21 protein-coding genes are annotated in these 25026 nt (G+C 65.0%); 13 read left to right on the top strand and 8 right to left on the bottom strand.

Features of this window, described 5'->3' with window-relative positions:
• Positions 1–81 precede the first annotated feature (81 nt).
• Both U5768_RS19890 and U5768_RS19895 read left to right on the top strand, forming a co-directional pair.
• Positions 82–1341: an MFS transporter gene (locus U5768_RS19890; protein ID WP_415913948.1), complete on the top strand. Its 1260-nt coding sequence runs from the start codon at positions 82–84 to the stop codon at positions 1339–1341.
• A 99-nt stretch (positions 1342–1440) separates the two neighbouring features.
• Positions 1441–1785 (top strand): hypothetical protein, encoded by a 345-nt coding sequence (locus U5768_RS19895; RefSeq protein WP_322032114.1) that lies wholly within the window; start codon positions 1441–1443, stop codon positions 1783–1785.
• A gap of 10 nt (positions 1786–1795) precedes the next feature.
• On the opposite strand, the gene U5768_RS19900 is transcribed toward U5768_RS19895, so the two are convergent.
• Positions 1796–2737: a LysR family transcriptional regulator gene (locus tag U5768_RS19900; RefSeq protein WP_322032261.1), complete on the bottom strand. Its 942-nt coding sequence runs from the start codon at positions 2735–2737 to the stop codon at positions 1796–1798.
• A 164-nt stretch (positions 2738–2901) separates the two neighbouring features.
• Between U5768_RS19900 and U5768_RS19905 the strand changes: the two genes are divergently transcribed.
• The gene (locus U5768_RS19905) at positions 2902–4338 is read left to right on the top strand and encodes an MmgE/PrpD family protein (protein WP_322032115.1); all 1437 of its coding nucleotides are present in this window, start codon (positions 2902–2904) and stop codon (positions 4336–4338) included.
• Between the two features lie 240 nt (positions 4339–4578).
• A complete protein-coding gene (locus tag U5768_RS19910; protein ID WP_322032116.1) occupies positions 4579–5682 on the top strand; it encodes a porin in 1104 nt (367 codons plus the stop codon).
• 70 nt (positions 5683–5752) lie between these two features.
• Here the strand turns inward: U5768_RS19910 and U5768_RS19915 are convergent, their stop codons facing one another.
• The 3 genes from U5768_RS19915 to U5768_RS19925 all read right to left on the bottom strand — a co-directional run bounded on the left by U5768_RS19915 (position 5753) and on the right by U5768_RS19925 (position 9690).
• The gene (locus tag U5768_RS19915; protein ID WP_322032117.1) at positions 5753–7111 is read right to left on the bottom strand and encodes an acyclic terpene utilization AtuA family protein; all 1359 of its coding nucleotides are present in this window, start codon (positions 7109–7111) and stop codon (positions 5753–5755) included.
• Between the two features lie 51 nt (positions 7112–7162).
• Entirely contained in the window at positions 7163–8533 is a 1371-nt protein-coding gene (locus tag U5768_RS19920; RefSeq protein ID WP_322032118.1) for an LLM class flavin-dependent oxidoreductase, read from the bottom strand.
• Between the two features lie 218 nt (positions 8534–8751).
• Positions 8752–9690, bottom strand: coding sequence for a LysR family transcriptional regulator (locus tag U5768_RS19925; protein WP_322032119.1), 939 nt, complete (start codon positions 9688–9690; stop codon positions 8752–8754).
• A gap of 138 nt (positions 9691–9828) precedes the next feature.
• Here U5768_RS19925 and U5768_RS19930 point away from each other — a divergent pair, with 138 nt between their 5' ends.
• From U5768_RS19930 to U5768_RS19950, 5 genes are all read left to right on the top strand, one after another.
• On the top strand, positions 9829–11193 hold the full coding sequence (locus U5768_RS19930) for an LLM class flavin-dependent oxidoreductase (protein ID WP_322032120.1): 1365 nt from the start codon (positions 9829–9831) through the stop codon (positions 11191–11193).
• Positions 11190–12578, top strand: a complete 1389-nt coding sequence (locus U5768_RS19935) for an acyclic terpene utilization AtuA family protein (protein ID WP_322032121.1) — start codon at positions 11190–11192, stop codon at positions 12576–12578. Before U5768_RS19930 ends, U5768_RS19935 begins: the two co-directional genes overlap by 4 nt.
• Entirely contained in the window at positions 12566–12877 is a 312-nt protein-coding gene (locus U5768_RS19940) for a DUF4387 domain-containing protein (RefSeq protein WP_322032122.1), read from the top strand. The genes U5768_RS19935 and U5768_RS19940 overlap by 13 nt, the downstream gene beginning before the upstream one ends.
• A gap of 84 nt (positions 12878–12961) precedes the next feature.
• Complete coding sequence (locus U5768_RS19945; protein ID WP_322032123.1) at positions 12962–14401, top strand: MFS transporter; 1440 nt, start codon at positions 12962–12964, stop codon at positions 14399–14401.
• A 3-nt stretch (positions 14402–14404) separates the two neighbouring features.
• The gene (locus U5768_RS19950; RefSeq protein ID WP_322032124.1) at positions 14405–15571 is read left to right on the top strand and encodes a 2-methylaconitate cis-trans isomerase PrpF family protein; all 1167 of its coding nucleotides are present in this window, start codon (positions 14405–14407) and stop codon (positions 15569–15571) included.
• On the opposite strand, the gene U5768_RS19955 is transcribed toward U5768_RS19950, so the two are convergent.
• Together U5768_RS19955 and U5768_RS19960 are read right to left on the bottom strand one after the other, a co-directional pair.
• Positions 15547–16107, bottom strand: a complete 561-nt coding sequence (locus tag U5768_RS19955) for a 6,7-dimethyl-8-ribityllumazine synthase (protein ID WP_322032125.1) — start codon at positions 16105–16107, stop codon at positions 15547–15549. The two genes, U5768_RS19950 and U5768_RS19955, sit on opposite strands and share 25 nt — an antisense overlap.
• A gap of 2 nt (positions 16108–16109) precedes the next feature.
• Positions 16110–16622 (bottom strand): flavin reductase family protein, encoded by a 513-nt coding sequence (locus U5768_RS19960; protein WP_322032126.1) that lies wholly within the window; start codon positions 16620–16622, stop codon positions 16110–16112.
• A gap of 273 nt (positions 16623–16895) precedes the next feature.
• Between U5768_RS19960 and ligD the strand changes: the two genes are divergently transcribed.
• The 4 genes from ligD to U5768_RS19980 all read left to right on the top strand — a co-directional run bounded on the left by ligD (position 16896) and on the right by U5768_RS19980 (position 21608).
• Entirely contained in the window at positions 16896–19379 is a 2484-nt protein-coding gene (gene ligD / locus U5768_RS19965) for a DNA ligase D (protein WP_322032127.1), read from the top strand.
• A 76-nt stretch (positions 19380–19455) separates the two neighbouring features.
• Positions 19456–20376, top strand: coding sequence for a Ku protein (locus tag U5768_RS19970; protein ID WP_322032128.1), 921 nt, complete (start codon positions 19456–19458; stop codon positions 20374–20376).
• Positions 20373–21212: a tetratricopeptide repeat protein gene (locus tag U5768_RS19975; RefSeq protein WP_322032129.1), complete on the top strand. Its 840-nt coding sequence runs from the start codon at positions 20373–20375 to the stop codon at positions 21210–21212. The genes U5768_RS19970 and U5768_RS19975 overlap by 4 nt, the downstream gene beginning before the upstream one ends.
• 138 nt (positions 21213–21350) lie before the next feature.
• On the top strand, positions 21351–21608 hold the full coding sequence (locus tag U5768_RS19980) for a hypothetical protein (RefSeq protein WP_322032130.1): 258 nt from the start codon (positions 21351–21353) through the stop codon (positions 21606–21608).
• Between the two features lie 69 nt (positions 21609–21677).
• Here U5768_RS19980 and U5768_RS19985 read toward each other — a convergent pair whose 3' ends face one another.
• Together U5768_RS19985 and U5768_RS19990 are read right to left on the bottom strand one after the other, a co-directional pair.
• Positions 21678–23924: an ATP-binding protein gene (locus tag U5768_RS19985; protein ID WP_322032131.1), complete on the bottom strand. Its 2247-nt coding sequence runs from the start codon at positions 23922–23924 to the stop codon at positions 21678–21680.
• Positions 23925–24065: 141 nt separating this feature from the next.
• Complete coding sequence (locus U5768_RS19990; protein ID WP_322032132.1) at positions 24066–24989, bottom strand: GNAT family N-acetyltransferase; 924 nt, start codon at positions 24987–24989, stop codon at positions 24066–24068.
• Positions 24990–25026 lie beyond the last annotated feature (37 nt).

Below are 25026 nucleotides of genomic sequence, written 5' to 3' on the forward strand. Positions count from 1 at the left end.
GCAACGCAGAAATAAACATAGGAGAACCAGGTGAATACAAACTCAACCGTCGATCAACCGTCCGTAGAAGAGCAGGACGTCATGTCGAAGATCGCGCGCCGACTCATGCCGATCCTCGTCGTGATGTTTCTGATCTCGTTCATCGACCGGCAAAACGTCGGCTTCGCCAAGCTGCAGATGGTGCACAGCCTCAACATGACCGAAACGGCGTTCGGCCTGGCGTCGTCGCTGTTCTTCATCGGCTATCTCCTGTTCGAAGTGCCCAGCACGCTCGCGCTGCACCGCTTCGGCGCGCGCGTGTGGCTCGCGCGCATCATGCTCACCTGGGGCTTGATTACGGTGCTGATGGGCTTCACCACTTCGATGAAGGTGTTCTGCGGTCTGCGTCTCGCGCTGGGTGTGGCCGAAGCCGGCTTCTATCCCGGCGTCATCTACTACCTCACGCTGTGGTTTCCGCAAAGCTACCGCGCACGCGTGCTGGGCATCTTCACGCTGGGCAGCGCGCTCGCGAACATGGTGGGCTCGCTCGTGGGCGGCTGGCTGCTGAGCCTCAATGGCGTGTGGGGGCTCGCGGGCTGGCAGTGGGTGTTCATCGCCACGGGCCTGCCCGCCGTGATTGTGGGTATCGCCGTGTTCAGACTGCTGCCGGCGTCGTACCAGGAAGCGCGCTTCCTGAACGAGCGCGAAAAACAGCTTGTGGCGGCCGCGCACGAGCGCGAGAAGCCCGAGCACGCGGAACACGCGCAACCCTGGAAGGCGCTGCTCGACCCGCGCGTGATGCTGTTCGCGGCGACCTACATGCTGATGTCGACGTCGCTTTATGGCGTGACTTACTGGCTGCCGACGCTCGTGAAGTCGTTTGGCGTGTCGAGCAGCGTGAACGGGCTGTTGAGCATGCTGCCGTGGGCGCTGGCGGTGTTGCTCCTGCTGTGGCTGCCGTCGAAACTGCGCCGCGCGAAAAGCATTCTCCGCGCGATGGCGATCGTCGCGGCGCTCGGCACGCTGGGCTTCCTGCTGAGTCTCCTGCTGCCTTCCACGCCGCTGCGCTTCGTGGCGCTCGTGTTCGGCGGCGCATGCATTCCGCTGCTGTACCCGTGCTTCTGGTCCATGCCGCCGCGTTACTTCACCGGCGCGCGGGCGGCGGCGAGCGTTGCGGCCATCAACTCCATCGGCAATCTGGGCGGCTTCTTCGCGCAGAACCTCATGCCGCTCGCGGGCAAGCTCACCGGCACCGCCTTCGGGCCGATGATCGTGCCGATCGTGTGTCTCGCGGTGCTTGGCGTGGGCGTCGTGGTGGCGTGGGGGCGTTCGGGTCGCGCCATGGCGGGCGTGCCGGCTTGAGGCGATTGTTCTTTTTACGGTAACGGTGAATTCATTCTATTGGCATAGACTTTCGATAGCACAACCCTAAAATCCTCCTCTCATACGAGAGAGGGATTCATGCAGCGGATTTTCGAAGGGACCGGAGGGCTTGCGGGCGTCGCGAGCCGGTCCTGGTCCAAAGTCGTAGTAACCGGCGTCGCGGCGTGCGCGGTGCTCGCGGGCTGCGCGTCGGGCGGCGACGTCACGGCGGCGGACAAGCAGGGTACGTATGTCGTTTCGGCGTCGGCAACAGGCGGGCGCCTCGCGTGGGCGCGCGCCCACAAACGCGCGGTAAGCGAAGCCACCGACTACTGCGAAAGCCGCGGCATGCAAACGAGCCTCGGCATCGAACATACCGAAGGGATCGAGGCGCTGCAGCAGCAGGCTTCCGTGATCCGCTTCGAGTGCCATCCCAGGACCTGAGGCGCCGCGCTTAATCGCTGCTCACGTTTTCCCGCAGAAACTGCCAGAAGCTCAAGGTCGAAGTGTTGGGCTCGCTGTGGCGCGCGACGGCGATGCCGAAGTGGCGCTGCAAGTCCACGCCTTCGATCTCGATGCCGGCGCGCTCGTTGCTGCCGAATCGCGTGAGGCTCGAGCGCGGCAGGAGGGTGACGCCCATGCCGGCGTCGAACATGCCGAGCAGGGTGTTCAGATTGGCGACGGCGCGTACCGGCGGCAGCGTAAGCCCGCGTTGCGCCAATGCTTCGCGTATGCGGCCGACAATAGGCTGATACTGCTCGACGACCATGAGCGGAAAGCGCGCAAGGACTTCGAGGTCCACGCGTTCCAGACCGGCCAGCTCGTGCCCCGGCGGCACGACGAGCGCCATTTCCCGCGTCCACAATTTTTCGAATCGATAGCGCGGATCGTTGCCTTCGAGCGCGAGGACGGCGAGGTCCGCCGTACCGCCGTCGAGCGCGGCGAGGGCGTCGGCGTATTGAAGATCGCAGAGTTCTACCTGCACGTCGGGAAAACGCGCGGCGTAGCGCTGGATAAGCGCGGGCAGGGTATGCGCCGCCAGCATCGGTGTGGCCGCAACGACCACGCGATGGCGCGCGAGACGCGCGTTCGAGCGGAACTGGCCCACGATGCGGCGCAAGCCGCGCAGCGCTTCCGTGGCCTGTTCGAGCAGTAACGCGCCATCCGGCGTGGTCTCGACCTTGCGCGTCGTACGTAACAGCAGTTTGGTGCCGAGCGCGGTTTCGAGGCGCTGCACGCGGCCTGTTACCGAAGGCTGGGCTACGTGGAGTCGCTGGGCGGCGGCGCTGAAGCTGCCGGTTTCCGCAACCGCAATGAAAGTTTCTAGCTCGACCAGATCGATGCCTTGTAGCGTTGAGCCGGTTTCCCGGTCTTGCTGCGAGGTGAGGGAATGCATAGACAAACGTGAGGCGATTCGTTGGCGGGCGTTATAAGTGTATCGCACATCCTGATTTGTTCAATCGCGAGAAATCCCCAAGAATGACTCGACGTCCCGCTGCGATTGCTCTACGGCGCAGCGGAGAATCAGCGAAGAATCGCGACTTCAATGGAGACGATGTCATGCAGGAACGTGCTGTATCCGCACCTGATTCGAATAGCCGCGCGAATAGCCGCGCCCCCGCCGACCTCACGCTGCCGCAAACAGAAGCGTCGCGCCTCGCCCGTTTTGCGCTCACGGCAGACCTCGACGCGATGCCGCGAGAAGTCGTCGAACTCGCACGCGAGCATTTGCTCGATGTGATCGGCATTGCGCTCGCCTCCACCCGCTTCGATTTCGGCGACGCCGTGCTCGCGGCGGCCCGCGCGCTCGGCGACGGACAACAGGCGCACGCGCTAGGCAGCGGCGCGGCGTTGCCCGCGCCGTCGGCGGCGCTTGTCAACGGCGTGCTGGCGCACGGCCTCGACTTCGACGACACGCACATCGGCGCGATCTATCACGCAAGCGCACAGGCCATGGCCGCCGCATTCGCGGCGGGACAGGCGCACGGCGCGAGCGGCCGCGAAGTGCTGGCCGCCTTTATCGTCGCGCTCGAAGTGGGTTGCCGTCTCGCCAGGGTCGGCGCGGGCACGCTGCACGATCGCGCGTTTCATCCCACCGCGCTGTGCGGCACGTTCGCGGCCGCGGCGGCCGCTGGGCGCCTCGCGCGTCTCGACGAAAGTGCGCTGACTTCGGCGCTGGGCCTGTGCGGCAGTATGGCCGCGGGCATTCTCGTGGGCGAGAAGTCGTGGCTCAAGCGCATGCATCCGGGCTGGGCCGCGCATAGCGGCATGGTGGCCGTCGAACTCGGGCGCGCCGGTTTCAAGGGGCCCGCGACGGTATTCGAGGCCGCGCGCGGTTTCTATTCGGCGCATATCGACCGCGTACCGTCCGGCGATGCAATGCCCACACATCGTCTGGGCGAGGAGTGGCACACGCTCGGCATCGCGCTCAAGCCCTACCCGTGCTGCCACTTCATTCACGCCTTCGTGGACGCCGCGCTCGAACTGCGCGGCCAGTTTTCCGCCGACGAGGTGGAGCGTATCGAGTGTCCGCTTACGCCGGCCCTGCACAAGATCGTGGCCGAACCGCGCGAGCGCTGCATTCGCCCCGCCGATCCGTATGCGGCGCTTTTCAGCGTTCAGTACGTGGTGGCGGTGGCGCTCGCGCGCGGACGCGTGGATCTTTCGACCTTCCATGACGAGCCGCTCGACGCCCCCGACGTGCTCGCGCTCGCGGAAAAAACCTGGTGCGTGCCCGATACCGCAAGCGATTTCCCACGCCACTTCCCCGGCGAAGTGAACGTGATACTCAAGGATGGCCGACGCCTGAGCGTGCGTAAGACGACGAGCCTTGGCACGCCCGAGCGTCCGTTGCCGCGCCAGGCGCTGGAAGAGAAGTTCATCGCCAACGCGTCGCGCGCGGTATCGCGCGAGCGTGCCTTGCAGATCATCGCTCAGGTCTACGCGCTCGATCGCGCGCCTTCGCTCGGCGCGCTCATGGAGCTTTGCCGCGCCTGAGCGCCTGAGCGCGCATTCATAGCGCTTCGCCGCTTGTCTCACCAGCAAAACGCGCGCCGCCCTCACTGCGAAGGCGGCGCGCCATGCCGTTCGGCCCATCGCCATCCGGCGGCTTTGCGTCGCTTGGGGCCGGTATTTTCCGCAGTCGCTGCGCGCCGTCTTCACCGGCAACAGTGAAGTCTCGCGCCCGGATGGAAGTCTTTTGATTTATTACATAGTACAACGAACGATGGAGACAAAATGAAAGGACTGGCAGCAAAGCGCCGTGCCGCGACGATTGCCGTTGCGGTGGCGGCATGCTGGGCGGGGTGTGCCCATGCGCAAAGCAGTGTCACGCTGTACGGCGAACTGGACGCGGGCCTGCTCTACACGAACCGCACGCTCAATGCGCAAGGCGATAACGGCGGCAAGCAGTTTTCGCTCATCAATAGCGGCTACGCGCCATCGCGTTTCGGCATGAGCGGAAAGGAGGATCTGGGCGGCGGACTGGCCGCGAAATTCCAGATTGAAAGCGGCGTCAGCGTGGCGAACGGCGGTTTCGATAATTCGAACACCAATCTGTTCGGCCGGCAGGCGTGGGTTTCGCTCGCGAGTCCTTACGGCGAGGTCAAAGCCGGCTTGCAGTACTCGCCATACCTGGAAGCGGCGTTCGATCTCGATCCGCGCAGCTTCTCGCAGTTCGGCAGCGCGATCGTCGTGTACGCGGGCAACAGTTTCAACGGCATCTTCGATTCCAACGCGATTTCATACACCTCGCCGGAGATTGCGGGCTTTTCGGCCAGCGTGCTGATGGCATTGGGCGGCGTGCCCGGCAATTTCGTCGCGGGCCGGCAGTATTCGGCGCTCCTCAAGTATGCGCGCGGCGGCCTGAATATCGATGCGGCCATCCTCGACGCTTCGCAGAGCGACGTGCCCGCATTCAACGCCAACCCGTTCACGGCGCCGGTGGAGGCGCGCATCATCGGCGCGGGCTATAGCTTTTCGGCCGTGACGGTGAAGGCGTCGTTCGCCAACTACAAGGCGCCGCTCACGTTCAGCGAGAACGTGCGCAGCGGCGGCAACAACAACGTGTACAACCTCGGTTTCGCATATCACGTGCTGCCGTATCTCGACCTCACGGCCACGGCGTTCTACGTGGACGATCGCGACGATTCGAGCAGCCATTCGGTCGTGGCCGCACTCGGTACGCAGTACTTCCTTTCCAGGCACACTTCGCTCTATGCGCAGGTCGGCATGGTCGACAACCACGGCACGGAAAACATCGGCCTCTCGCTCGACGGCTTGATGCATGCGCCGCACGGTACGACGGTGGGCGCGACGATGGGCATGACGCATAGCTTCTGAAGCACGTACAGCACGCAAAACGGGCGATGCCGCCAACGCGGCATCGCCCGCTTTCGCATCCAAAGCGCGATTAAATCTCCAGATAACGTATCGGAAAGAGGGCGGTCGGCGAATCGATCTCCATGAGGTGGTAGACCTGGAACGCGCAGACCGGCCCGAGCGGCGTTTCCGGCGGATTGAGCGGCAGCGCCAGATTGCCGGCGGTCGCGAGCTGCCCAGGATACGGGAAGTGCAGGGCGCTGATGCGCGCACTGCTGCAGATGGCGTCGGCGAGCGCCTGGTTGGGCGCCGTTGCTTCGCCGAGCAGGGCGAGTTCGTGCGCGGGCTGCGTCAGCGGTTCGAGTTCACCCATCACGCCGTTCTTGCCGTAGGTGTGAAAGACGAAGCGCGCCTCCCCCGACGCGACCTCGGGATACACGGCGCGCAAATGCGCGTGGATGCGCGCTTCGAAGTCGTCGATCTGCCCGATCAGAATGGGGTCGCGTATGCCGCCGATGAAGGCGGTGCGATAGCCAATTGGCCCGGCGCCTTCCAGTTTGACGGCATAGCGCGGGCTCGGCTCGAACTGGCTGCCGCTCACGCGCACGGTGCGCTCGTCGATCTGCTCGTAACGCGCGCCGCGCAGATCGAGCACGCCGCCGGGGCCGGGCAGCCGGTCGGGGCGCGTTTTCTCGTAGAGCGTGTGCGCGGCCACCGAGAGCGGCGTGCAGGTTTCGGCGGGATTCATGGGCTCGAGATCGAAGCTGTCGCGCCGCACGGTCGCGACAATCACCTTGCCTTTCGGGCGCGCGCAGTTCGCCCCGCATTCCATGATCTTGCCCATGTGCCAGTACACGCCAGGCCGCACATCATGCACGATGCCGAGCGCCGCGTAGGGCGCGGGATCGTAGGCGCGCCCCGCCACGACGATATCCACGCCGCCATGCAGCATGGCTTCCACGAACGGCTCGGCGCCCATCTGCGCGACGATGTGTGTCGTGGCGTCGATGTCGTCGTGGGTGAGCGGTGGCGACGAGGCGCACGACGTCACGCTTCCTTCTTCGAGCTTGCGGTGCACGATTGCCTTGTCGACGCCGGCGTATATCGCTGCCACGTTGAAGCGGTAGCCCTCGCGCGCCGATATCTCGCGGATGATGTCGATCATCGCGTCGACGTGCGCATCGATGCCGGGTCCGCCCGCCGAGCCGATATAGATGGGCACGCGGTAGCGATGGCACGCTTCGAGCATGAGCGAAAGGTCGCGCACGTAGGCGGCGCGCGGCACGAGCGTCGCGCCGAGTCCGAGCTGATACGGGCCGGGGTCCGTCGAGCCCGAGTCGACGACCATGGCGTCCACGCCGCTCTCGATGCCGCGCCAGAAATGCGCGGCGGGAATGCCATAGCCGAGCATGCCGACCGGCGTGAGGATCCTGAATTCGTTTCGGTTCATTGTGTTCTCAACCAGTTTTCGACGCAGTTCTCGCGACAGAGAAGGGACGCATCAGGCCGCGACGCCGCGCTCGCGCTGCCACGCGCCTCTTGCCGGCCGCGCGAGTCCGAGGTTTTCGCGCAGCGTGTCGCCCGCGTACTCGCGGCGGAACAGTCCGCGACGCTGGAGTTCGGGCACGACGAGCCGCACGAAATCCTCATAGGTTCCCGGCACGAGCGGTGCGGAGACGACGAATCCGTCGCATGCGCTGCCGAACCACGCTTCCATTTCGTCCGCAATCTGCTTCGGTGTCCCAACGAAGGTCGGACCCTCGCGCAGCGTGCCGCGTCCCGAGAATTCCACGAAGTCCTGCACCGAAGGATTGCGCTTTCCGCTCGCGGCGATCACACGGTCGCGCAGGCCATGCCATGACATGGCGGCCAGTTCGGCATCGGTAAAGGGCGCGTCGATGGGGCGCTTCGAGAAGTCGACATTGAGCACTTCGCACAGCAGTGTGAGCCCGTCCACCGGTCGCGCGAGCGAATCGAGCAACGCATATTTCTCGCGCGCCAGCGACCCGGTCTCGCCCACTACGATCTTGACCGCCGGCGCGACCTTCACTTGCGCGGGGTCGCGTCCGGCTTCGGCCACCGATGCTTTGAGGTCGGCATATTGTTTGCGGCCCGCTTCGAGATTCGAATACGACGCGAACACCAGTTCGGCCCAGCGCGCAGCGAACGCGCGCCCGCGCCCGCTTTGGCCCGCCTGAAGCAGCACCGGATGGCCCTGGCGCGAGCGCGGCACCGTGAGCGGGCCGCGCGACTGGAAAAAGCGCCCGCTGTAATCGAGCCGCGAGACTTTCTCCGGCACGGCGAAGCGACCGCTCGCGCGGTCGCATACGAGCGCGTCGTCGGCCCACGAGTCCCACAGTCCCGTGACCACTTCCATGAATTCGTCGGCGCGGTCGTAGCGCAGGTCGTGCTCCAGATGTTCGTCGCGGCCGAAATTCGCAGCTTCGGAGTCGTTGAGCGAGGTGACGATGTTCCAGGCCACGCGGCCGCGCGACATGAGATCCAGCGTCGCGAAGTGGCGCGCCACGTGGTACGGCTCGTAGTAGGTCGTCGAATAAGTGGCGCCGAGGCCGAGCTTCGACGTGGCCATGGCCATCACCGTGAGGATGACCGTGGGGTCGAGCTTCACCGCGCGCACGCCGTGCTCGACCGTTGCGCGATGATCGTCGCCGTAGATGTCGGGCATGGCGAGCCGGTCGTCGAAGAAAGCCATGTCGAATTTGCCGTCTTCGAGCGTGCGCGCAATGCGCTGGTAGTAGTCGGGCGCGAGAAAGTCGGGCGCGGCGGCGGGGTGGCGCCACGAGCCGACATAGTTGGAGCAGTTTTGCGCCTGTAAAAACGCAATCAGGGTCATCTGGCGGGGGGCGGACATGGGCTTCCTCGTGCGTCGAGCGGCGGCGCGCGAGCGCGCAACGCCGCCTGTTGGCGGGGCGGCCCGCGACGCTCGAATGCGCCGCGGGGGACGAAACGAGTATCGCGAAGGGACGTGAGAGGGGCAATTCGCAAAGACCGATGCATTTATTGCGAACTGCTATAGATCGCCGGCTGCGGCGCAAAAATGAGCGCGGCGCGCGCGGGCCGCGCGAGTGCTCAAGCGCTGAACGTATCGCGCAGGAACTGGCAGAAGCTCGCGGCGGCAACGCCCGGCCTTGCGCCGGAAGTCTGCACGATGCCGAAGGTGCGGCGCATGTCGATGCCGTCCACTTCGACGATCACGTGCCGCTTTGCATCGCCGCGCTGCGCAATGGCGCGCGGCAGCAGCGTGATACCGAGCCCGGCTTCGAGCATGCCCACGAGCGTGGTGAGATTGCCGACCACGCGTACCGGCGCGAGCGAGAGACCGCGCGAGCCGAGTATTGCGTCGATGCGATCGCACAGCGCGCGGTACTGCTCGATAATCATCATGCTGTGCGTGACGAACACGGTGGCGTCCACTCGCGGCTCCTGTGCGAGGGCATGCCCCGGCGGCACGACGAGCACCATATCGTCGCTGCGCAGCGGTTCGAACGCATAGCGTTCGTCTTCCGCTTCGAGGCAGAGCAGCGCGAAATCGGCTACGCCGGTGTCGATTGCTTCCAGCGCGTTGCGATATTGCATGTCGAGCAGATCGATCTGCACGTCGGGGTAGCGCTGCGAATAGCGCTGGATCACCGCGGGCATGGCGAGCGCGGCGAGCATGGGCGTGGCCGCGACGGCAACACGCTGCCGCGCGAGACGCGCTTCCTCCTGAAACCCCGCAACGACGGCGCGCAGGCCGCGCAACGCGTGATTGGCTTCGTCGAGCAGCCGTGCGCCGTGTTCCGTCGTTTCCACGCGCCGCGTCGTTCTGTGCAGCAGAGTCGTGCCGAGCGTGGTTTCGAGCCGGCGCACGCGGCCGGTCACGGCGGGCTGCGTGACGCACAACTGCTGCGCGGCCGCGCTGAAGCTTCCGGCTTCGGCCACGGCGACGAACGTTTCCAGTTCCGCGAGATCGAGGTTGAGCAACGGCGATGCATGGGTGCGCCCGTTGGGTTTGGGGGGCGTGGGCATAGAGGGAACGGGGTCTATCAGCAAGGCTTATAAGTGTATTGACGCTTGTGATTTGTTCAAGCGCGGGGAATCCCGAACAATGAATTGGCGCGGCATGCACCGCAACACCACCTCACCTTCCCCCCACAAGCATCCATCATGAAAGCAAGCCCTTCCCGCCAGATGAGCCTGATTGCCTTCCTGCAGGCGCAGAACTGCTCGAATTATGTCGGCTCCTGGCGCCATCCCGCGAGTGCGAGCGACTTTCTGACTCCCGAATACTATCAACGCATCGCGCGCACGCTCGAAGACGGCAAGTTCGACATGGCGTTTTTCGACGACCGCCTTGCCATGCCAGACATCTACGGCAACGATCATCGCGCGACTGTGGAGCACGGCGTGCGCGCGGTGAAGATGGACCCGACCCCGATACTCATGGCCATGGCGGGCGCCACCTCGCGGCTCGGCCTTGGCGCGACTTATTCCACGACCTACTACGAGCCTTTTCACGTCGCGCGCCTGTTCGCCACGCTCGATCTCATGACGAAGGGCCGCGTGGCCTGGAACGTCGTGACCTCGCTGAACGATTCGGAGGCCGAAAATTTCGGCCGCGAAGAACATCTCGAACACGACCTGCGCTACGACCGCGCCGACGAGTTCATGGAAGTCGTGATGGGCCATTGGGACTCGTGGGAGGACGACGCGCTCATCGTCGACAAGGCGAGCGGACGCTTCGCAGAACCAGGCAAAGTTCACCGTCTCGATCATGCCGGCCGCTATTTCAGGTCGCGCGGACCGCTGCCGGTGCCGCGCTCGCGCCAGGGCCATCCCGTGCTGTTGCAGGCGGGGCAGAGCGGGCGGGGCATGGCGTTCGCCGCGCGCTGGGCCGAACTGGTGTTCGCGGCGTATCCGAATCTGGAAGCGGGCCGCAAGCTTTACGCGCAGTTCAAGGAGTCGCTGCGCGAGGCGGGACGCGATGCAGAAGCGGTGAAGGTCGCACCCGCTGTCAAGATCGTGGTTGCCGCAAGCGAAGCTCAGGCGCGCGACGAGTACGAAATGGTCGCCTCGCTCGCGAAGCCGATCGACTCGCTCGCGCTGCTGTGCGAAGTGTTGAACGTGGACTTTTCGACGCGCCCGTACGAAGCGCCTTTTACCGACGCCGAACTGGCGTCCGTGTCGTGGCACAGCCTGCGCGACCGCGTGATCCAGAAGAGCGGCAAGAAGAATCCGAGCGTGCGCGATTTCGTCGAGCAATCCGGGCGCGGCACCGTGCACGAGGGTCCCGTTTTCGTTGGCACTCCAAAGCAGGTGGCCGACGAAATGCAGGAATGGTTCGAAAGCGCCTGCGATGGCTTCGTGGTTCAGGCGCTTTCCGTGCCGGGTTCCTACGAAGACGTGGTGCGCCTGCTCGTGCCGGAGCTTCAGCGGCGCGGGTTGTATCGCAAGGAATACACGGGCGAGACGCTGCGCGATACGCTCGGCATCGCTCGCCCGGCGCCGCGCGCATGGAGGAAAACCGCATGAAGCCGCGTGTCGAAGGAGAGGTCCGCATTCTCACGCCCGTCGGCATGCTCGGCTACGGCATTCCGGCCGACGACTTCTGGCGCGGCATCGAGGCGGGCGCCGACGCGATCGTGGTCGATTCGGGTTCGACCGATCCCGGCCCGTACCAGCTTGGACTCGCCGAAACGCTCGTGAAACCCGACGCCTATGAGCGCGATTTACGCCTCCTGGTGCAGGCCGTTTCGCAGCGGCGCATTCCGCTTCTGATCGGCTCGGCAGGCGGCCCTGGCATCGGCGCGCATGTCGACGCGATGGTCGAGCAGGTGCGCACGCTTGCGCGCGAATTCGGGCGGCCGCTGAAGATCGCCGCGATCTACGCCGATGTCGATGCGGCGGTCGTGCGCGCGCGCCATGAGGCGGGGCGCATCGAGCCGTGCGCGTCGGCGCCGTCGCTCACGCTCGCCGACATCGAATCGTCCACACACATCGTCGCGCAGATGGGCGCCGAGCCGATCCACGAGGTGCTGCGCGCGCATCCGGACGTAGACGTCGTGATCGCGGGCCGTGCCTACGACCCCGCGCCGTTTGCCGCGCTTTGCATGCTCCACGATATCGACCCCGGCGTGTACTGGCACATGGGCAAGATCATGGAATGCGGCGGCCTGTGCGCGGAGCCGAAGGGGCGCGTGATTCTTGCAACCGTGCGGCGCGACAGTTTCGATCTCGAACCGATGAGCCCGCACGAGCGCTGCACGACGGCGTCCGTCGCGGCGCACACGCTCTACGAGAAGACGCGCCCCGACCGTTTGCCCGGCCCCGGCGGCGTGCTGGACCTGAGCGGTTCGCGTTACGAGCAGCTCGACGCGCGCACCGTGCGCGTGAGCGGCAGCGCATTCGTGCCCTCCCCGCAGTATCAGGTGAAGCTCGAAGGCGCAGCGCTGGTTGGCTACCGCACGATCTTTATCGGCGGGATACGCGACCCGATTCTCGTTGGGCAGATAGACGGCTTTCTGGCGCGCGTGCGCGAGCGCCTCGCTGCCGTGTTCGACGAATTGCGCACCGGCGCGGCGCAGTTGCACTTTCACGTGTACGGTCGCAACGGTGTGATGGGCGAGCTTGAACCCCTGAAAGAACGCGTGCCGCACGAAGTAGGGTTGCTCGCCGAAGTCACGGCCCAGACCCAGCGGCTCGCCAACGCCATTTGCAGCCAGGCGCGCGTGGCGGTGCTGCATATGCCTTATCCGGGGCAACTGGCTACGGGCGGCAACTTCGCGATACCCCTCAATCCGCCGGAGAATCCGATTGGCCCCGTGTGCCGCTTCTCGATCTATCACCTGATGGAAGTCGAGTCGCCCACCGAACTCTTTCCCGCCCATATCGTTGAGGACGCAACGTGTCAACTTTGAGAGAACTCGCGCAGGTCGTGCGCAGCAAGAATTCCGGGCCGTTCGAAATCACCTTCGACGTGATTTTCGACGACGAACAGGTGTACGAACGGGTAAAGCGAAGCGGCGCGCTCACGCCCGAGCGCGTCTGCGCGCTCTATAACGTGCCGCCGGCAGACTTGCTGACCTTCATGTTCTTCGACCCCGCGCGCGCCTTCAAGTTTTCGCTCAAGCGCGGCTGGGCGCAAGGCAGCGTGGCCGAGCGCGACACCTTCGGCGCGCAGCAGCATGCGCCGCTGTTAGACATTGCGATTTCCTGATTCGCTGATCGGCTGGCGGTCGTGCGACCACGCGCGATCGCGGCGCGCGACGCGCCGCAACCCATAAAAAAGACGGAGACAGACATGCACTATACGGCTGCGCAACGGCTCGACCGCTTGCCCACGTCCGCGTTTCACCGGCGTCTTGCGGTGCTGATCGGCCTTGGCCTCTTCTTCGACGCCTTCGACCTCTACATGGCCGGCGGCGTGATGGTGGCGCTCACGGTTTCGGGCTGGGCGAGCATGGCGACCAATGCGAGCTTCGTTTCGGCGGGCGCGTTCGGTGCGCTCATCGGCGCGTTTCTCGCGGGCTGGAGCGGCGACCGCTTTGGCCGCCGCTTCACGTTCCAGTTCAACCTGCTGCTGTTCGGCGCGATGTCCGTCGCGGCGGCGTTCGCGCCTTCCATGAACTGGCTCATCGTGTTGCGCTTCGTGATGGGTATCGGCTTGGGCGCGGAGATCGTGGTGGGCTACGCCACGATCTCCGAACTCGTGCCGCCCGCCACGCGCGGCAAGTGGAACGCGGTGCTGTTCTTTCTCTCCACCGCTGCGCTGCCGGTTTCCACGGCGGCGAGCTATCTGATCATTCCGCACTTCGGCTGGCGCGCGATGTTTGCGCTCTCGGGCCTGGGCGCACTGGTCGTATGGGTGTTGCGCAAACAGTTGCCCGAATCGCCGCGCTGGCTCGAACTCGCGGGACGCCACGAGGAAGCCGACGCGACCGTTTCGCGCATCGAAGCGATCGTTGCGCGCGAAACGGGACAGGCGTTGCCCGCTATCGCGCCGCTGGCCAGGGCGGCACAAACCGGGCCGCACCGGCGTACGCGCGAACTGTTCCGGCCGCCGTTGCTCGCCTCGACTTTCGTTGGGGTGACGCTCAATGTGGTCGGGCTCGTGGGCGTTTATGGCTTCGTCATCTGGCTGCCCACATTTCTCGTGCGCGGCGGCATGTCGATCCATGCGTCGCTGGCCTTCTCTTCGCTGATGGCGTCGGGCAGCCTCGCGGGCGTCGCGATTGCGGGGCGCTACTCGGACCGCATCGGGCGCAAGCGCGGCGTGATTGTCGCCTCGCTGTTCTCGGCTGTGCTCGGCGTGGCGTACGCGCACGCGGGCTCGCATGCCGCAACGATGGCCGTGGGCGTGCTGCTCACGACGACGATGTATTTCGCGGGCACGTTGGGCTTTTCGGCCTATGTGCCCGAGCTGTTTCCCACGGCGCTGCGCCTGCGCGGCTGCGGTATCGCCAGCGTGGCGGGGCGGGCGGCCTCGATCGTCGCGCCGCAACTCGTCGCGCTGCTGTACGCGCGCGGCGGCGGCGTGACCGGCGTGACGCTCGCGCTCGCTGCGCTCGTGGTGTTCCAGTCGCTCGTGGTTGCCTGCTTCGGCAGGAACACGACCCGCGTATCGCTCGATACGCTATTCGACGACGCCTCGCACGACCAGGGCCAACGCACGGGCGCAACGTCGACGCCCGACATGATCGTCGCGCCGCTCGCCGACGACGCAGGATTCAACAGGAGCTGAACGATGGAAGAACAGATTGCACTGCGCTGCGTCCTGATGCGCGGCGGCACGAGCAAGGGGCTCTATTTTCACGAGGCCGATCTGCCCGCGCCCGGCGCGCCGCGCGACCGGCTGCTCAAGCGCGCGATGGGCAGCCCGGACGTGATGCAGATCGATGGCCTGGGCGGCTCGCGGCTCGTGACGTCGAAGATCGCGATTGTGAAGCGCTCCGCGCGCGATGACGCCGATGTCGATTACACGTTCGCGCAGGTCGATATCGAGCGCGACATCATCGGCTACGACGGCAATTGCGGCAACATCTCCTCGGGCGTGGGCCCGTTTGCCGTGGATGAAGGGCTCGTGAAGGCCGTCGAACCGCTCACGCGCGTTCGCATCTACAACACGAACACGCAGAAGGTGCTCGTCGCTCAAGTGAGCGTTGCGCGCGGGAAGGCGCGCGTAAGCGGCGACTGCGCGATTGCGGGCGTGCCGGGCACCGGCGCGCCGATCCTGATGGACTATGCCGATACGATCGGCGCGAAAACAGGACGCCTGCTGCCAACGGGAAACGCCGCCGATTCCATTGCGCTGGAAGGCGGCGGCACGGTGCCTGCCACGCTGTGCGATGCCGCCAATCCTTGCGTGTTCGTACGCGCGGGTGATCTGGGCTTGCGTGGCGACGAAACGCCTGAAGCGCTGATGGCCGACGAAGCGGCGCTCGCCCGTATCTTCGAGATTCAGGCGAAAGCAGGGCAATTGATGGGCTTTTATGAAGACTGGCGCGCCGTGAGCAAGCCGGCGTTGCCGCTCTTCGTGGCCGTGGCGCCCGCAGCGGCGTACACGGACCGCACGGGTGCGCGGCACGAGGCCAGCGCGGCCGATTTGCAGGCGCGCCTGCTATTTCTCGGCAAGTGTCACGACAGCATGGCGGGCACGGGCGCCGTTTGCACGGCGGCGGCTTCGCGTGTGCCAGGTTCCATTGTGTTCGATGTCCTGACGCAAGCTGCCCGCCGTGCCCATTCGATTCGCATTGCGCATCCGCTCGGCGTCATGGAAGTCGCCGTGCGGACAAGCGGGGGAAACCGGTCGTCGGGCGGCCCCCTGTTCGAGGCGCTCGGTTTTGTGCGCACCGCGCGCCGGCTCATGACGGGGCAACTGCACGTGCCTCAGACGGATCTCGCCGCCACTTGATCGAGGGCGGCGCCGCGCGCCTGTTCCCTGGGTTCGTCCTTGAGCGCGTCCTTGAGTTCGCGCACCGCGCCGACGATAGCCGCGCAGGCATGCGCGGCCTCGGTGCCTTTCGTGACGAAATGCTCCCGGAAGAAGCGCACGTGCTCGGGCGAACCGTGAAAATGATGCGGTGTCAGCACGGCCGAAATGACCGGCACAGTCGTTTCGAGCTGCACCTGCATGAGCGCCTGAATGACCGTTTGCGAAACGAAGTCGTGGCGGTAGATGCCGCCGTCCACGACGAATCCCGCGGCGACGATCGCTGCGTGACGCCCTTGTTGCGCAATGAGTTTCGCATGCAGCGGAATCTCGAACACGCCGGGCACTTCATACAGGTCTATCGCGCAGGCGGCCGCGCTGCCTTCCGAGAGGGTGCGCACGAAAGCTTCGCGGCATTGATCGACGATATCGCGGTGCCAGCCCGCGCCGATGAACGCGATACGCCCGGCGCCGCGGCCTGCAATGCCAACGTGTTGGCGGGAGGTTGGCATCTGCATGATCAAACGCTCCCGAGTTCGGCGGCTTCGCGTTCGAGCGCATGAAAGCTGCGATCGACGTACACGAGCGGCGTGGATGGGTGAGTTTGCACGTCCTTCACTTCGCCCACCAGCACGGCATGATCGCCAAGACGCAGCACCTCGTGCGTTTCGCAAACGAGCGCGGCCGCGACGCCGCGAAGCACGGGCGGCGCGGGCTCGCCTGACGTGCCGAAGCAGAAGTCCTGGCCCGCGAACTTGTCGGGATGCTTGCGGGAAAAATGCAGCGCGACGTCCTTGTGTTCGTTGCCGATGACGTTGACGGCGAAGCGCCGGGCGCGCACGAAGGCGGCGTGCGACTGCGCCGTTTCGGCGAGACAAACGAGCACGAGCGGAGGGTTCATGGAAACCGACGCGAACGAAGTGGCGGTGAAGCCCCAGTGACGGCCCGCGTCGTCGGTGGTCGAGACGATCGTCACGCCGCTGGGAAAGTTGCGAAGCGCATCCTTGAAGGACGCTTCATTCAGGGGATTCATGAGCAGGATTCTCCATACGTGAACGGGACCCGGCGGAAGCGGCAACGCTGGAGTCCGCGGGAATTCATGCATTCAGTGTATGGTTCGGCCCCCGTGGCAACAATTCGCTTGTTTCGATCCGTTTATAAGGATGACAAATAAATGCGCTGAATCCCGGAGCCTGCTATTGAGCGGATCTGCCTCGAATGGCATCTTACCCATCGCGCTGCTGGCGTGTACATTCCCTTCAGGCGTTCCCATTGCGACGCAAACAGGTCAAGCGAGCCGCCATCGATGCCTCTTTCCCGCTACCGTAAAAAGCGCGATTTTGCGCTCACGCCCGAGCCTCCCGCGCCGGATGCGACGCCCGCGCCCGGCAATGGGCATCTGGCCTTCGTCGTACAGAAGCACTGGGCAAGCCGGCTGCACTACGACTTCCGGCTCGAACTCGACGGCGTGTTGCTCTCGTGGGCCGTGCCCAAGGGCCCGTGTTACGACCCGAAGGAAAAGAGGATGGCCATCCACGTGGAAGACCATCCCGTCGACTACGCCGCCTTCGAAGGCGCGATACCGGCGAAGCAATACGGCGCCGGCGACGTGATCGTCTGGGACCGCGGTGCCTGGGAGCCGGTCGGCAACCCTCAGGAAGGCATGAAGGCCGGCAAGCTGGTGTTCCGTCTCCACGGCGAGAAACTCGCGGGCCTGTGGGAACTGGTGCGCATATCGAAGCCTCAGGACAAGCAGGACGCGTGGATGCTGTTCAAGAAGCGCGACGCCTGGGCGCAGCCGCTCGCGCAATATGATGTCATCAAGGCGCTTCCCGACAGCGTTGCCGCCCGGCCGCTCGGCCTCGTTGAAGAACGCGAACCGAGGGAGGCGAGGGCCGCGCGCCATGAAGTGCAGGACGTCGACCTTTGCGCGGCGGTGCCGGCTTCGTTGCCTGCCGAACTCGAGCCCCAACTCGCGACGCTCGCGACTTCCCTCCCCACGAGTGGCGATTGGCTGACCGAAGCCAAACTCGACGGCTATCGCATGCTGTCGCGTGTCGCCAAAGGCCATGTGCGTCTTGTTACGCGACGCGGCCATGACTGGACCGCGAAGTTTCCCGCCCTGGCTGCCGAGGTCGAAGCGCTGCCGCTGAAGAGCGCGTGGCTGGACGGCGAGATCGCCGTCCTTAGAAACGGCATTCCCAGTTTTGCTGCGCTGCAGGATGCGATAGACGGGAAGGCGAATGAGGACATCGTGTACTTCCTGTTCGACGTGGTGTATCTCGACGGGAAGGACCTCAGGCAGGTGCCGCTGTGGGCGAGGCGCGCGCTTCTCGCGAAGCTTCTCGAACATGCAGGCGAGCGCCTGCGCTTCAGTCAGGACTTCGAAGCGCCGCCTGCGCAGTTGTTCGAGGCCGCCTCAGGACTTGGCCTTGAAGGCCTCCTGCTCAAGCGCCGCGACGCGCCCTATGAATCGGGGCGCACGCAGACCTGGCTCAAGGCGAAGTCCCGCCTGCGCCAGGAACTGGTTATTTGCGGCTTCACGGCCCGAGGCGGCAAAGACGGGGAGGTCGGCAGCCTGCTGCTGGGGTACTACGTGGAGGGCGGCCTGCGCGACGCGGGAAGCGTCGGCACGGGCTGGGACGCCCAGACCGCGCGCGACCTGTGGGAGCGGCTCGCGCCCCTCGAAGTCGATGCGGCACCCTTTGAAGTCGAAGTCGCCCGGTCGCGCCGATGGTCGCGGCGCTCGGCCGGCAGCGAGCGGTGGGTTCGCCCCGAACTCGTGGCGGAAGTGGAATTCGCGGCGTGGACCGCGGATGGCGTGATCCGGCAGGCCTCGTTCCGGGGGCTGCGAATCGACAAGCCGCCAACCGGTGTCTTCCGGGAGGGCGGAAAGACGCGGATGCCGGACCTCCAGTCGAAGCTGAAGATCACGCATCCGGAACGCGTCGTCGACCCGTCGAGCGGCATCACGAAAGCCGATCTCGTTCGCTATTACGCGAGCATCGCGGAGCGGATGCTGCCTCACCTGAAAGCGCGCCCGGTCGCGATGGTCCGCGCGCCTGCCGGCATCGCGGGAGAATTGTTCTTCCAGAAGCACGCCGAGCGAACGGGCATGCCCGGCCTGACCGCTCACGACCCCGCGCTGTGGCCCAACCATCCGCCGCTGCTGAGCGTCGACACCGTCGACGCGCTGCTTTCGGCGGCACAGATGAACGTCGTCGAGTTTCACACCTGGAACTCGACGGTACGCAGGCTCGACAAGCCCGACCGGGTCATCTTCGACCTCGATCCCGGCGAGGGCGTGAAATGGGGGCGCGTGCAGGAGGCCGCGCTCCTCGTCCAGACGCTGTTGTCGGAGCTGGATCTCAAGGCCTGGCTGAAAACGAGCGGCGGAAAGGGATTGCACGTCGTCGTGCCGCTTGCGCCGCGTCTGGGTTACGAGGCCGTCAAGTCGTTCTCGCAGGCCTTCGTGCGGCACCTCGCGAAGACGATACCCGAACGCTTTTCGGCGACATCGGGCGCCTCGAACCGGGTTGGAAAGGTCTACGTCGACTATTTGCGCAACGGGAAAGCGCAGACGACCGCCACCGCATTTTCCGCGCGGGCGCGAGCCGGAATGGGGGTCTCGATGCCCGTCGCCTGGGAACAACTGTCCGACCTCAAGGGCGGCGCCCAGTGGACGGTCCAGACGGCCCGCGAGTACCTGAGCTTCCAGCACGCGGACCCGTGGGCCGATTACGGGGCGGCAGCGCAATCGTTGGCATCGGCGATAAAGCTTCTAAAATGAAACCACCGCTGGCACCCGGCGGCACGCGCCTTGCGTCGGCGGGGTGCAGACTGCGAACATCCGCGAGGAGAAGTCCATGGCCGCCCGCTCAATCGCCTCCCTGTCGCTCTCTTTCGGGCTCGTTTCGATACCGGTGAAGCTCTACACCGCGACCGAGAGTTCGTCCGATGTCCGGTTCCACATGCTCGCGCCCGACGGTTCGCGCGTGAAGCAGCAATACATATCCGAGAAGACGGGCGATGTCGTCGAGCGCGCCAGCATGAACAAGGGCTACGAGTTCGAGCGGGACCAGTTCGTGGTCTTTACGAGCGAGGAACTCAAGGCGCTCGAAGATGCGGCGAGCCATGTCGTCGAGATCATGGCCTTTATCCCGGAGGAGGCGATCAATCCCGTCTTCTACGATCGGGCCTACTACATCGCGCCCGACAAACGCGGCGCAAAGCCGTACAGCCTCCTTCAGCAGGCGCTTGCGCAGAGCGGCCGCTGCGCCCTGGCGAAATGGGCCTTCAAGGGACGCACGCGAATCGTGCAGGTGCGCCCCGAAGACGATGGGCTCGTCTTCCAGCAACTGCTTTACGCCGACGAGGTGCGCTCGCTCGCCGACCTGCATGTCGAGCGGATCGAGGTTTCGGATACCGAAATGAAACTCGCGCTGCAGATTATCGAGCAGGGTGCTGAAGATAACTACGATCCGAAAGCGTACGAAGACGAGGAGAAGAAGCGCATCCTGGCGGCCATCGACGAGAAGATCGAGGGCAAGCAGGTCGTCACGCATGAGCCGGTGGAATCCACGAGCGGCGGGCAGGTCATCGACCTGATGGACGCCTTGCGCGCGAGCCTCAAGGGGGGCGCGAAACCGAAGGCCGCGCCTGCGCCAAAGCGCAAATTGCCGGAGCCCGTCGCCGAACTGCCGGTGGCGCCCCGCACGCGCAAGCCGCCCGCGCGCGCAGCCAAAGCGCCCGCTGAAGCTCCGGCCAGGGTCCGGGCGCGCAAGTGACGTCGCGACTCGCGGCGCGCGAGATTTCGATGCGCGAATTGCTGGCCATGCTGGGCGTTTCGCGGGGCGTGGTCTCTGGCCTCGTCGCAGCAGGATTCGTCACCCCTTCGCGGGGACCCAGGAACGCCTGGCGCTTCACGTTCCAGGATGTCGTGCTGCTGCGTACGGCGTTGCAATTGCGCGAGGCGCGCATTCCGCCGCGCAAGATCATTCAGGCACTTTCACGGTTGAGAGACGAGTTGCCCGAGGCATTGCCGCTCACCGGGATACGAATCTCCGCGGTGGGCAACGATGTGGCTGTGCGAACCGGCCCGTCGCAATGGGACGCCGTCACAGGTCAGCTACTGCTGGACTTCGAAGTCGCCGAAATCAAGGGCGATGTCGTCTTTCTGGACTCGACACCTGCACAGAAGAATCTGGCGCATCAGTCCGAGGAGTGGTACGACCTCGGCGAGCAGCTTAGAAGCTCCGACGCGAATGGCGCGGAACGGGCGTACAGGAAAGCGATAGGGATATCGCCGCAACCCTTTTATGCCGCTTACGTCGACCTGGGCGCGCTGCTGTGTGAACTGGAAGCGCGTTGCGAGGACGCGCTGCACGTGTTCGACGAAGCCCTGGCCCACTTCCCCGACGACGCCGTGCTGCACTTCAATCGCGCGATTGCGTTTGAAGAACTCGGCAGGTTCAGCGACGCCGAGGAAAGCTACAGGCGATGCCTGGCGCTCGACGAATCCTATGCCGATGCCCACCACAACCTCGCCATTCTGCTCGAAAAGCGCGGCGATCCTCAGGGTCTCGTTCGCCATCTGAGCGCGTACCGTCGTCTCACGAGCTAACGGGTCGCCTCGTTGAATCGGCAGCCGGCCGCCTATGTTTAGCCATGCTGACTTTACCCCGCGCGCTGCCACGCCTTACTGCCGGTATGGCGCTTGCGCTTCCTTGAGTGCAACCAGGCTCTCAAGGAGGGGCTAATCATGAACACGCAAACTGTTGAGAAGGGCGACCCGGGCCGCACCGAAAAAGAGGTGGACAGGTCGGTGGAGGACACGTTTCCGGCCAGCGACCCACCCGCGATTGGCGGCGCGACGCGCATAGCCACGGGCAGCGCGAGCGACGTTCCCTCAACCCCGCCCGACGAGGACATCCCGGACGAAAACACGCCGCCCGAGCCCTCGCCCGGGGACGTGCCGCCGGAGCCGTCGCCCGGTGATCCGCAGCAAAAGCCGCAGTAAGTGAAGCTTCGCAGTTAATCGCCGTACACGCTCGGGCCGACGCGGAAAAGCGGAGCGCTTCCGCGATTTCTACCCGCCCAGCGCGGCGCGTACGGCGCTCGCCAGTTCCCACAACGAGAATGGCTTGGCAACGAAAAGAACACCCTGCGGACGGGCGGCAGCAGGGGCTGGCGATACCGCGTACCCGGTGGTCAGAAGCCCCTTGATTCCCGGCCTGATTTCCTTGGCGCGCTCGATCACTTCCCTGCCGGTCATGCCACCCGGCAGGATCATGTCGGCCATCACGAGGTGGACGCTTTGCTGTTTGAGGATGGCGATGGCATCCGTTCCGTTCGAAGCTTCGAGCACGCTGTACCCCAACTCCTGAAGCGCGGCCACCGTACTGGTGCGCACCTGCGCGTCGTCTTCGACGAGCAGGATGACTTCTCCACGCCCCCGCGGCACCCGCGCAGCTTCGTTATCGCCGACGGGTTCCGCGCCCGTCTCGTGACGGGGCAGATAGATGCTGACCGAGGTGCCCTGGCCGGGCCTCGACGCCAGCTTCAGATGGCCGCCGGACTGCTTCACGAAGCCGTAGACCTGGCTCAGTCCCAGCCCCGTGCCCTTGCCGGGTTCCTTGGTGGTGAAAAACGGCTCCGGCGCTCTCGAAACGGTGGCTGCGTCCATGCCGATGCCGGTGTCCGTCACGCAGATCACCACATAGTGCCCGGGCCGGAGTTCGGTTTGACCCGAAGCGGCGGCGACATCGACGCTGCTGTTGAATGTCTCTATCGTCAGCCTGCCACCCGCGGGCATCGCGTCGCGCGCGTTGACGGCCAGGTTCAGGAGCGCGCTTTCCAGTTCGTTCGGGTCGGCTTCGATTGTCCAGACGTCCGGCGGAATCCGCGCTTCGAGCGTCACGGCTTCTCCAAGCACGCGGTGAAGCAACTCGGACATTTCCCGCACGACCACGGCGGCGTTCAACGGTTTGGGATCCAGCGGCTGCCTGCGCGCAAACGCCAGCAGCCGCTGCGTGAGCGCACCGGCGCGTTTGGCTCCGGACATGGCATAGTCGGCGGCGCGCCGAAGCCGGCCCATACTTTCCGGCAAGCCGCGGGACAGTATCTCCAGATTCGTGACGATGATCTGCAGGAGATTGTTGAAGTCGTGCGCGATGCCGCCCGTCAACTGGCCCAGCGCTTCCATCTTCTGGGCGTGCCGCAGCGCCTCGGCGTTCCTCACCAGTTCTTCCGATCGAAGCCGGACCTGCTCCTCCAGGTGGGTATTCAGTTTCTGGAGGGCGGCTTCGGCGCGACGGCGTTCGGCAATTTCGATCTGGGTTGTTTCGAACAGCCGGACGTTATCAATGGCGACGGCGGCTTCGCCGGCGAGCCCGGAGAGATTGCGCTCGGAATCTTGCCCAAACATGCCCGGACGCGAATGCCCGAAGAACAGTCCGCCGAGCACTTCGCCCGAACGCGAGACGACCGGAACCGCGAGGTAGCTGCGCACGGGCAGATGGCCAGCGGGCATGCCCGAGTAGGGCGTGTTGCGGCCATAGCGCGCGTCGCGCGTAATGTCGTCCGAACGCACGATGCCCGTGCCCATGAACGTCGGCGCGAACACGGCCGTGTTGCGCGGCATGGGAAACCGGGAGAACGCTTCGCGCGGGACGCCCGATATCGCGAACAGCGTGTAGCTCTCGCCTTCCGCATTCGTGACGTTGTAAAAAAACGCACCGAATTCCGCGCCCGTGAGTTCGACGCCCGCGTCCGTCACGATCTGCACGACATTGCCCAGCACGGTTTCCCGCGAGAGGGCCGTGCCGGCCCGGTTGAGCGTCTCCAGTGCCTGGGTGCGCGCGCGCAACGCCATTTCCGTCTCGCGAGCATCCGTCCGGTCTCGCAGAACCTTGACGAGCCCCGCTTCCGGCTGACCGTCCAGCAGGCATTTCACCTCGCCGACCGCCCAGAACCGGTCGCCGTTCTTTCGCACGCGCCAGCCTTCCGATCTGCCGATGCCTCCGCCGAGTGCGTAGGCGATTTCGTCCTGCAGGACAGAGCCGCCCCCGGCATCCTCGGGGAAAATGCAGGCCAGCGAGCGGCCGAGCATTTCCTGCTCCGTCCAGCCGAGCATCCGGCGGGCTCCTTCGTTCCAACCCGTCACCCGTCCGCTCGCCTCGATGGTCACGATCGCCGTGTCCACCGCATTGTTGAGGATGCGGCGGTAATGGTCGATGACAGCAGCCATCCAGCGATTGGCGTCGCTGGACGGGTCGGGTTCGAGGTTCCCTGAAACTGGAATGCCGCGTGGGCGCGAGGCGTCAGGTTCCGTCATGGAAGTGGGGAAGAATCGCGGATTGCCGTATCGGAGCCTGGAACAGCGATGGGTCGAACTGTCCAGGGATCGTGTCTCTATCCGCAATGCTAGCGGAACTGGAGCGACTTTTCCGTGAATTCCGGATATAGCAGTGCTCGGTCAGAAGGGCAGGAATTTCCGACTCTCAAACAGACGTTCTGAAGCGAGGTTTCCCACAGTGATCATCGCGCAGCATTCTCGATGACCAAGCGCTGTGAGCGATGCGAGCGCTGCATCCAGCAGGATACCGCCGTCGCCCGCGCGCTTGTGGGGAGGCGCAGTGGCCACCAAGGCGATAACCGGGCAACCGTAGGGTTTGTAATCGGAAACCAGGCACGCCGACCGGAGGCCGCCCATCTGCTCAATCGCCCACGACGCCTCTGGAAGCCATGCCCCGTATCGGCCGCCGAGGATGGCCGTTGCTTTCAACGCGTACTGACCTTTTGTCAAACCGCCATCGTCAACAGTACCGAGGAAAGCCGCATGGAAAAGATCACCCAGGGCCGGGATGTCTTCGACTCTTATGTTGCGCAAGGCCGCCGGTATGGTGCTCGAAAAAGAAGCCTCGGGTGGCGACGGTAGCGACCGTTTCCAAAGTCGTGCACGACGATCGCGTGTCAGATCCTGAGTATCGTCGAGCCGTTTGTGCAGGTAGTACCGTTCGTGCTTGCCGCTGAAGGCCTCCAGCCTGCCGAACTCGCTATAGCCGCGCTTCAGGTAAAAGCCGGGCGCCTGAAAACTGAATGTGTCGAGAAAGGCATGCTTGCAGCCGCGTCGGCGCGCTTCGTTTTCCGCGGCCAAAAGCAGTCGCGAGGCATTTCCCGCGCCACGATGCGCTTCGCTGACCCACAGTTTGTGCACTTCGAGATACTGCCAGTAGGTATCCGCGAGCAAGCCACCCATCACGCTGCCATCCGCCTCTCGCGCGAACACGCGCAGCGGCTTGAAATCCCGTTCGGCAAATGGCGCGTTATATGCACTGAGCTGCGACGCAACGAACGCATCGTCCCGCTCGTTTCGCATGTCGGTGACTTCGATGTTCATGGTCGTTCGCCTGGGCCACGCGGAAAGTGAAGATTAG

This window comes from Paraburkholderia sp. J76, from assembly GCF_905220295.1.
Taxonomy (GTDB): domain Bacteria; phylum Pseudomonadota; class Gammaproteobacteria; order Burkholderiales; family Burkholderiaceae; genus Paraburkholderia.

Bases quoted from the DNA above. Each gene is read 5' to 3' on its own strand.
- U5768_RS19960 (WP_322032126.1), bottom strand. From the start codon at position 16,622: ATGAATCCCCTGAATGAAGCGTCCTTCAAGGATGCGCTTCGCAACTTT.
- U5768_RS19935 (WP_322032121.1), top strand. From the start codon at position 11,190: ATGAAGCCGCGTGTCGAAGGAGAGGTCCGCATTCTCACGCCCGTCGGC.
- U5768_RS19945 (WP_322032123.1), top strand. From the start codon at position 12,962: ATGCACTATACGGCTGCGCAACGGCTCGACCGCTTGCCCACGTCCGCG.
- U5768_RS19930 (WP_322032120.1), top strand. From the start codon at position 9,829: ATGAAAGCAAGCCCTTCCCGCCAGATGAGCCTGATTGCCTTCCTGCAG.
- U5768_RS19890 (WP_415913948.1), top strand. From the start codon at position 82: ATGTCGAAGATCGCGCGCCGACTCATGCCGATCCTCGTCGTGATGTTT.
- U5768_RS19955 (WP_322032125.1), bottom strand. From the start codon at position 16,107: ATGCAGATGCCAACCTCCCGCCAACACGTTGGCATTGCAGGCCGCGGC.
- U5768_RS19910 (WP_322032116.1), top strand. From the start codon at position 4,579: ATGAAAGGACTGGCAGCAAAGCGCCGTGCCGCGACGATTGCCGTTGCG.
- U5768_RS19980 (WP_322032130.1), top strand. From the start codon at position 21,351: ATGAACACGCAAACTGTTGAGAAGGGCGACCCGGGCCGCACCGAAAAA.
- U5768_RS19990 (WP_322032132.1), bottom strand. From the start codon at position 24,989: ATGAACATCGAAGTCACCGACATGCGAAACGAGCGGGACGATGCGTTC.
- U5768_RS19895 (WP_322032114.1), top strand. From the start codon at position 1,441: ATGCAGCGGATTTTCGAAGGGACCGGAGGGCTTGCGGGCGTCGCGAGC.
- U5768_RS19925 (WP_322032119.1), bottom strand. From the start codon at position 9,690: ATGCCCACGCCCCCCAAACCCAACGGGCGCACCCATGCATCGCCGTTG.
- U5768_RS19970 (WP_322032128.1), top strand. From the start codon at position 19,456: ATGGCCGCCCGCTCAATCGCCTCCCTGTCGCTCTCTTTCGGGCTCGTT.
- U5768_RS19915 (WP_322032117.1), bottom strand. From the start codon at position 7,111: ATGAACCGAAACGAATTCAGGATCCTCACGCCGGTCGGCATGCTCGGC.
- U5768_RS19900 (WP_322032261.1), bottom strand. From the start codon at position 2,737: ATGCATTCCCTCACCTCGCAGCAAGACCGGGAAACCGGCTCAACGCTA.
- U5768_RS19950 (WP_322032124.1), top strand. From the start codon at position 14,405: ATGGAAGAACAGATTGCACTGCGCTGCGTCCTGATGCGCGGCGGCACG.
- U5768_RS19985 (WP_322032131.1), bottom strand. From the start codon at position 23,924: ATGACGGAACCTGACGCCTCGCGCCCACGCGGCATTCCAGTTTCAGGG.
- ligD (WP_322032127.1), top strand. From the start codon at position 16,896: ATGCCTCTTTCCCGCTACCGTAAAAAGCGCGATTTTGCGCTCACGCCC.
- U5768_RS19905 (WP_322032115.1), top strand. From the start codon at position 2,902: ATGCAGGAACGTGCTGTATCCGCACCTGATTCGAATAGCCGCGCGAAT.
- U5768_RS19920 (WP_322032118.1), bottom strand. From the start codon at position 8,533: ATGTCCGCCCCCCGCCAGATGACCCTGATTGCGTTTTTACAGGCGCAA.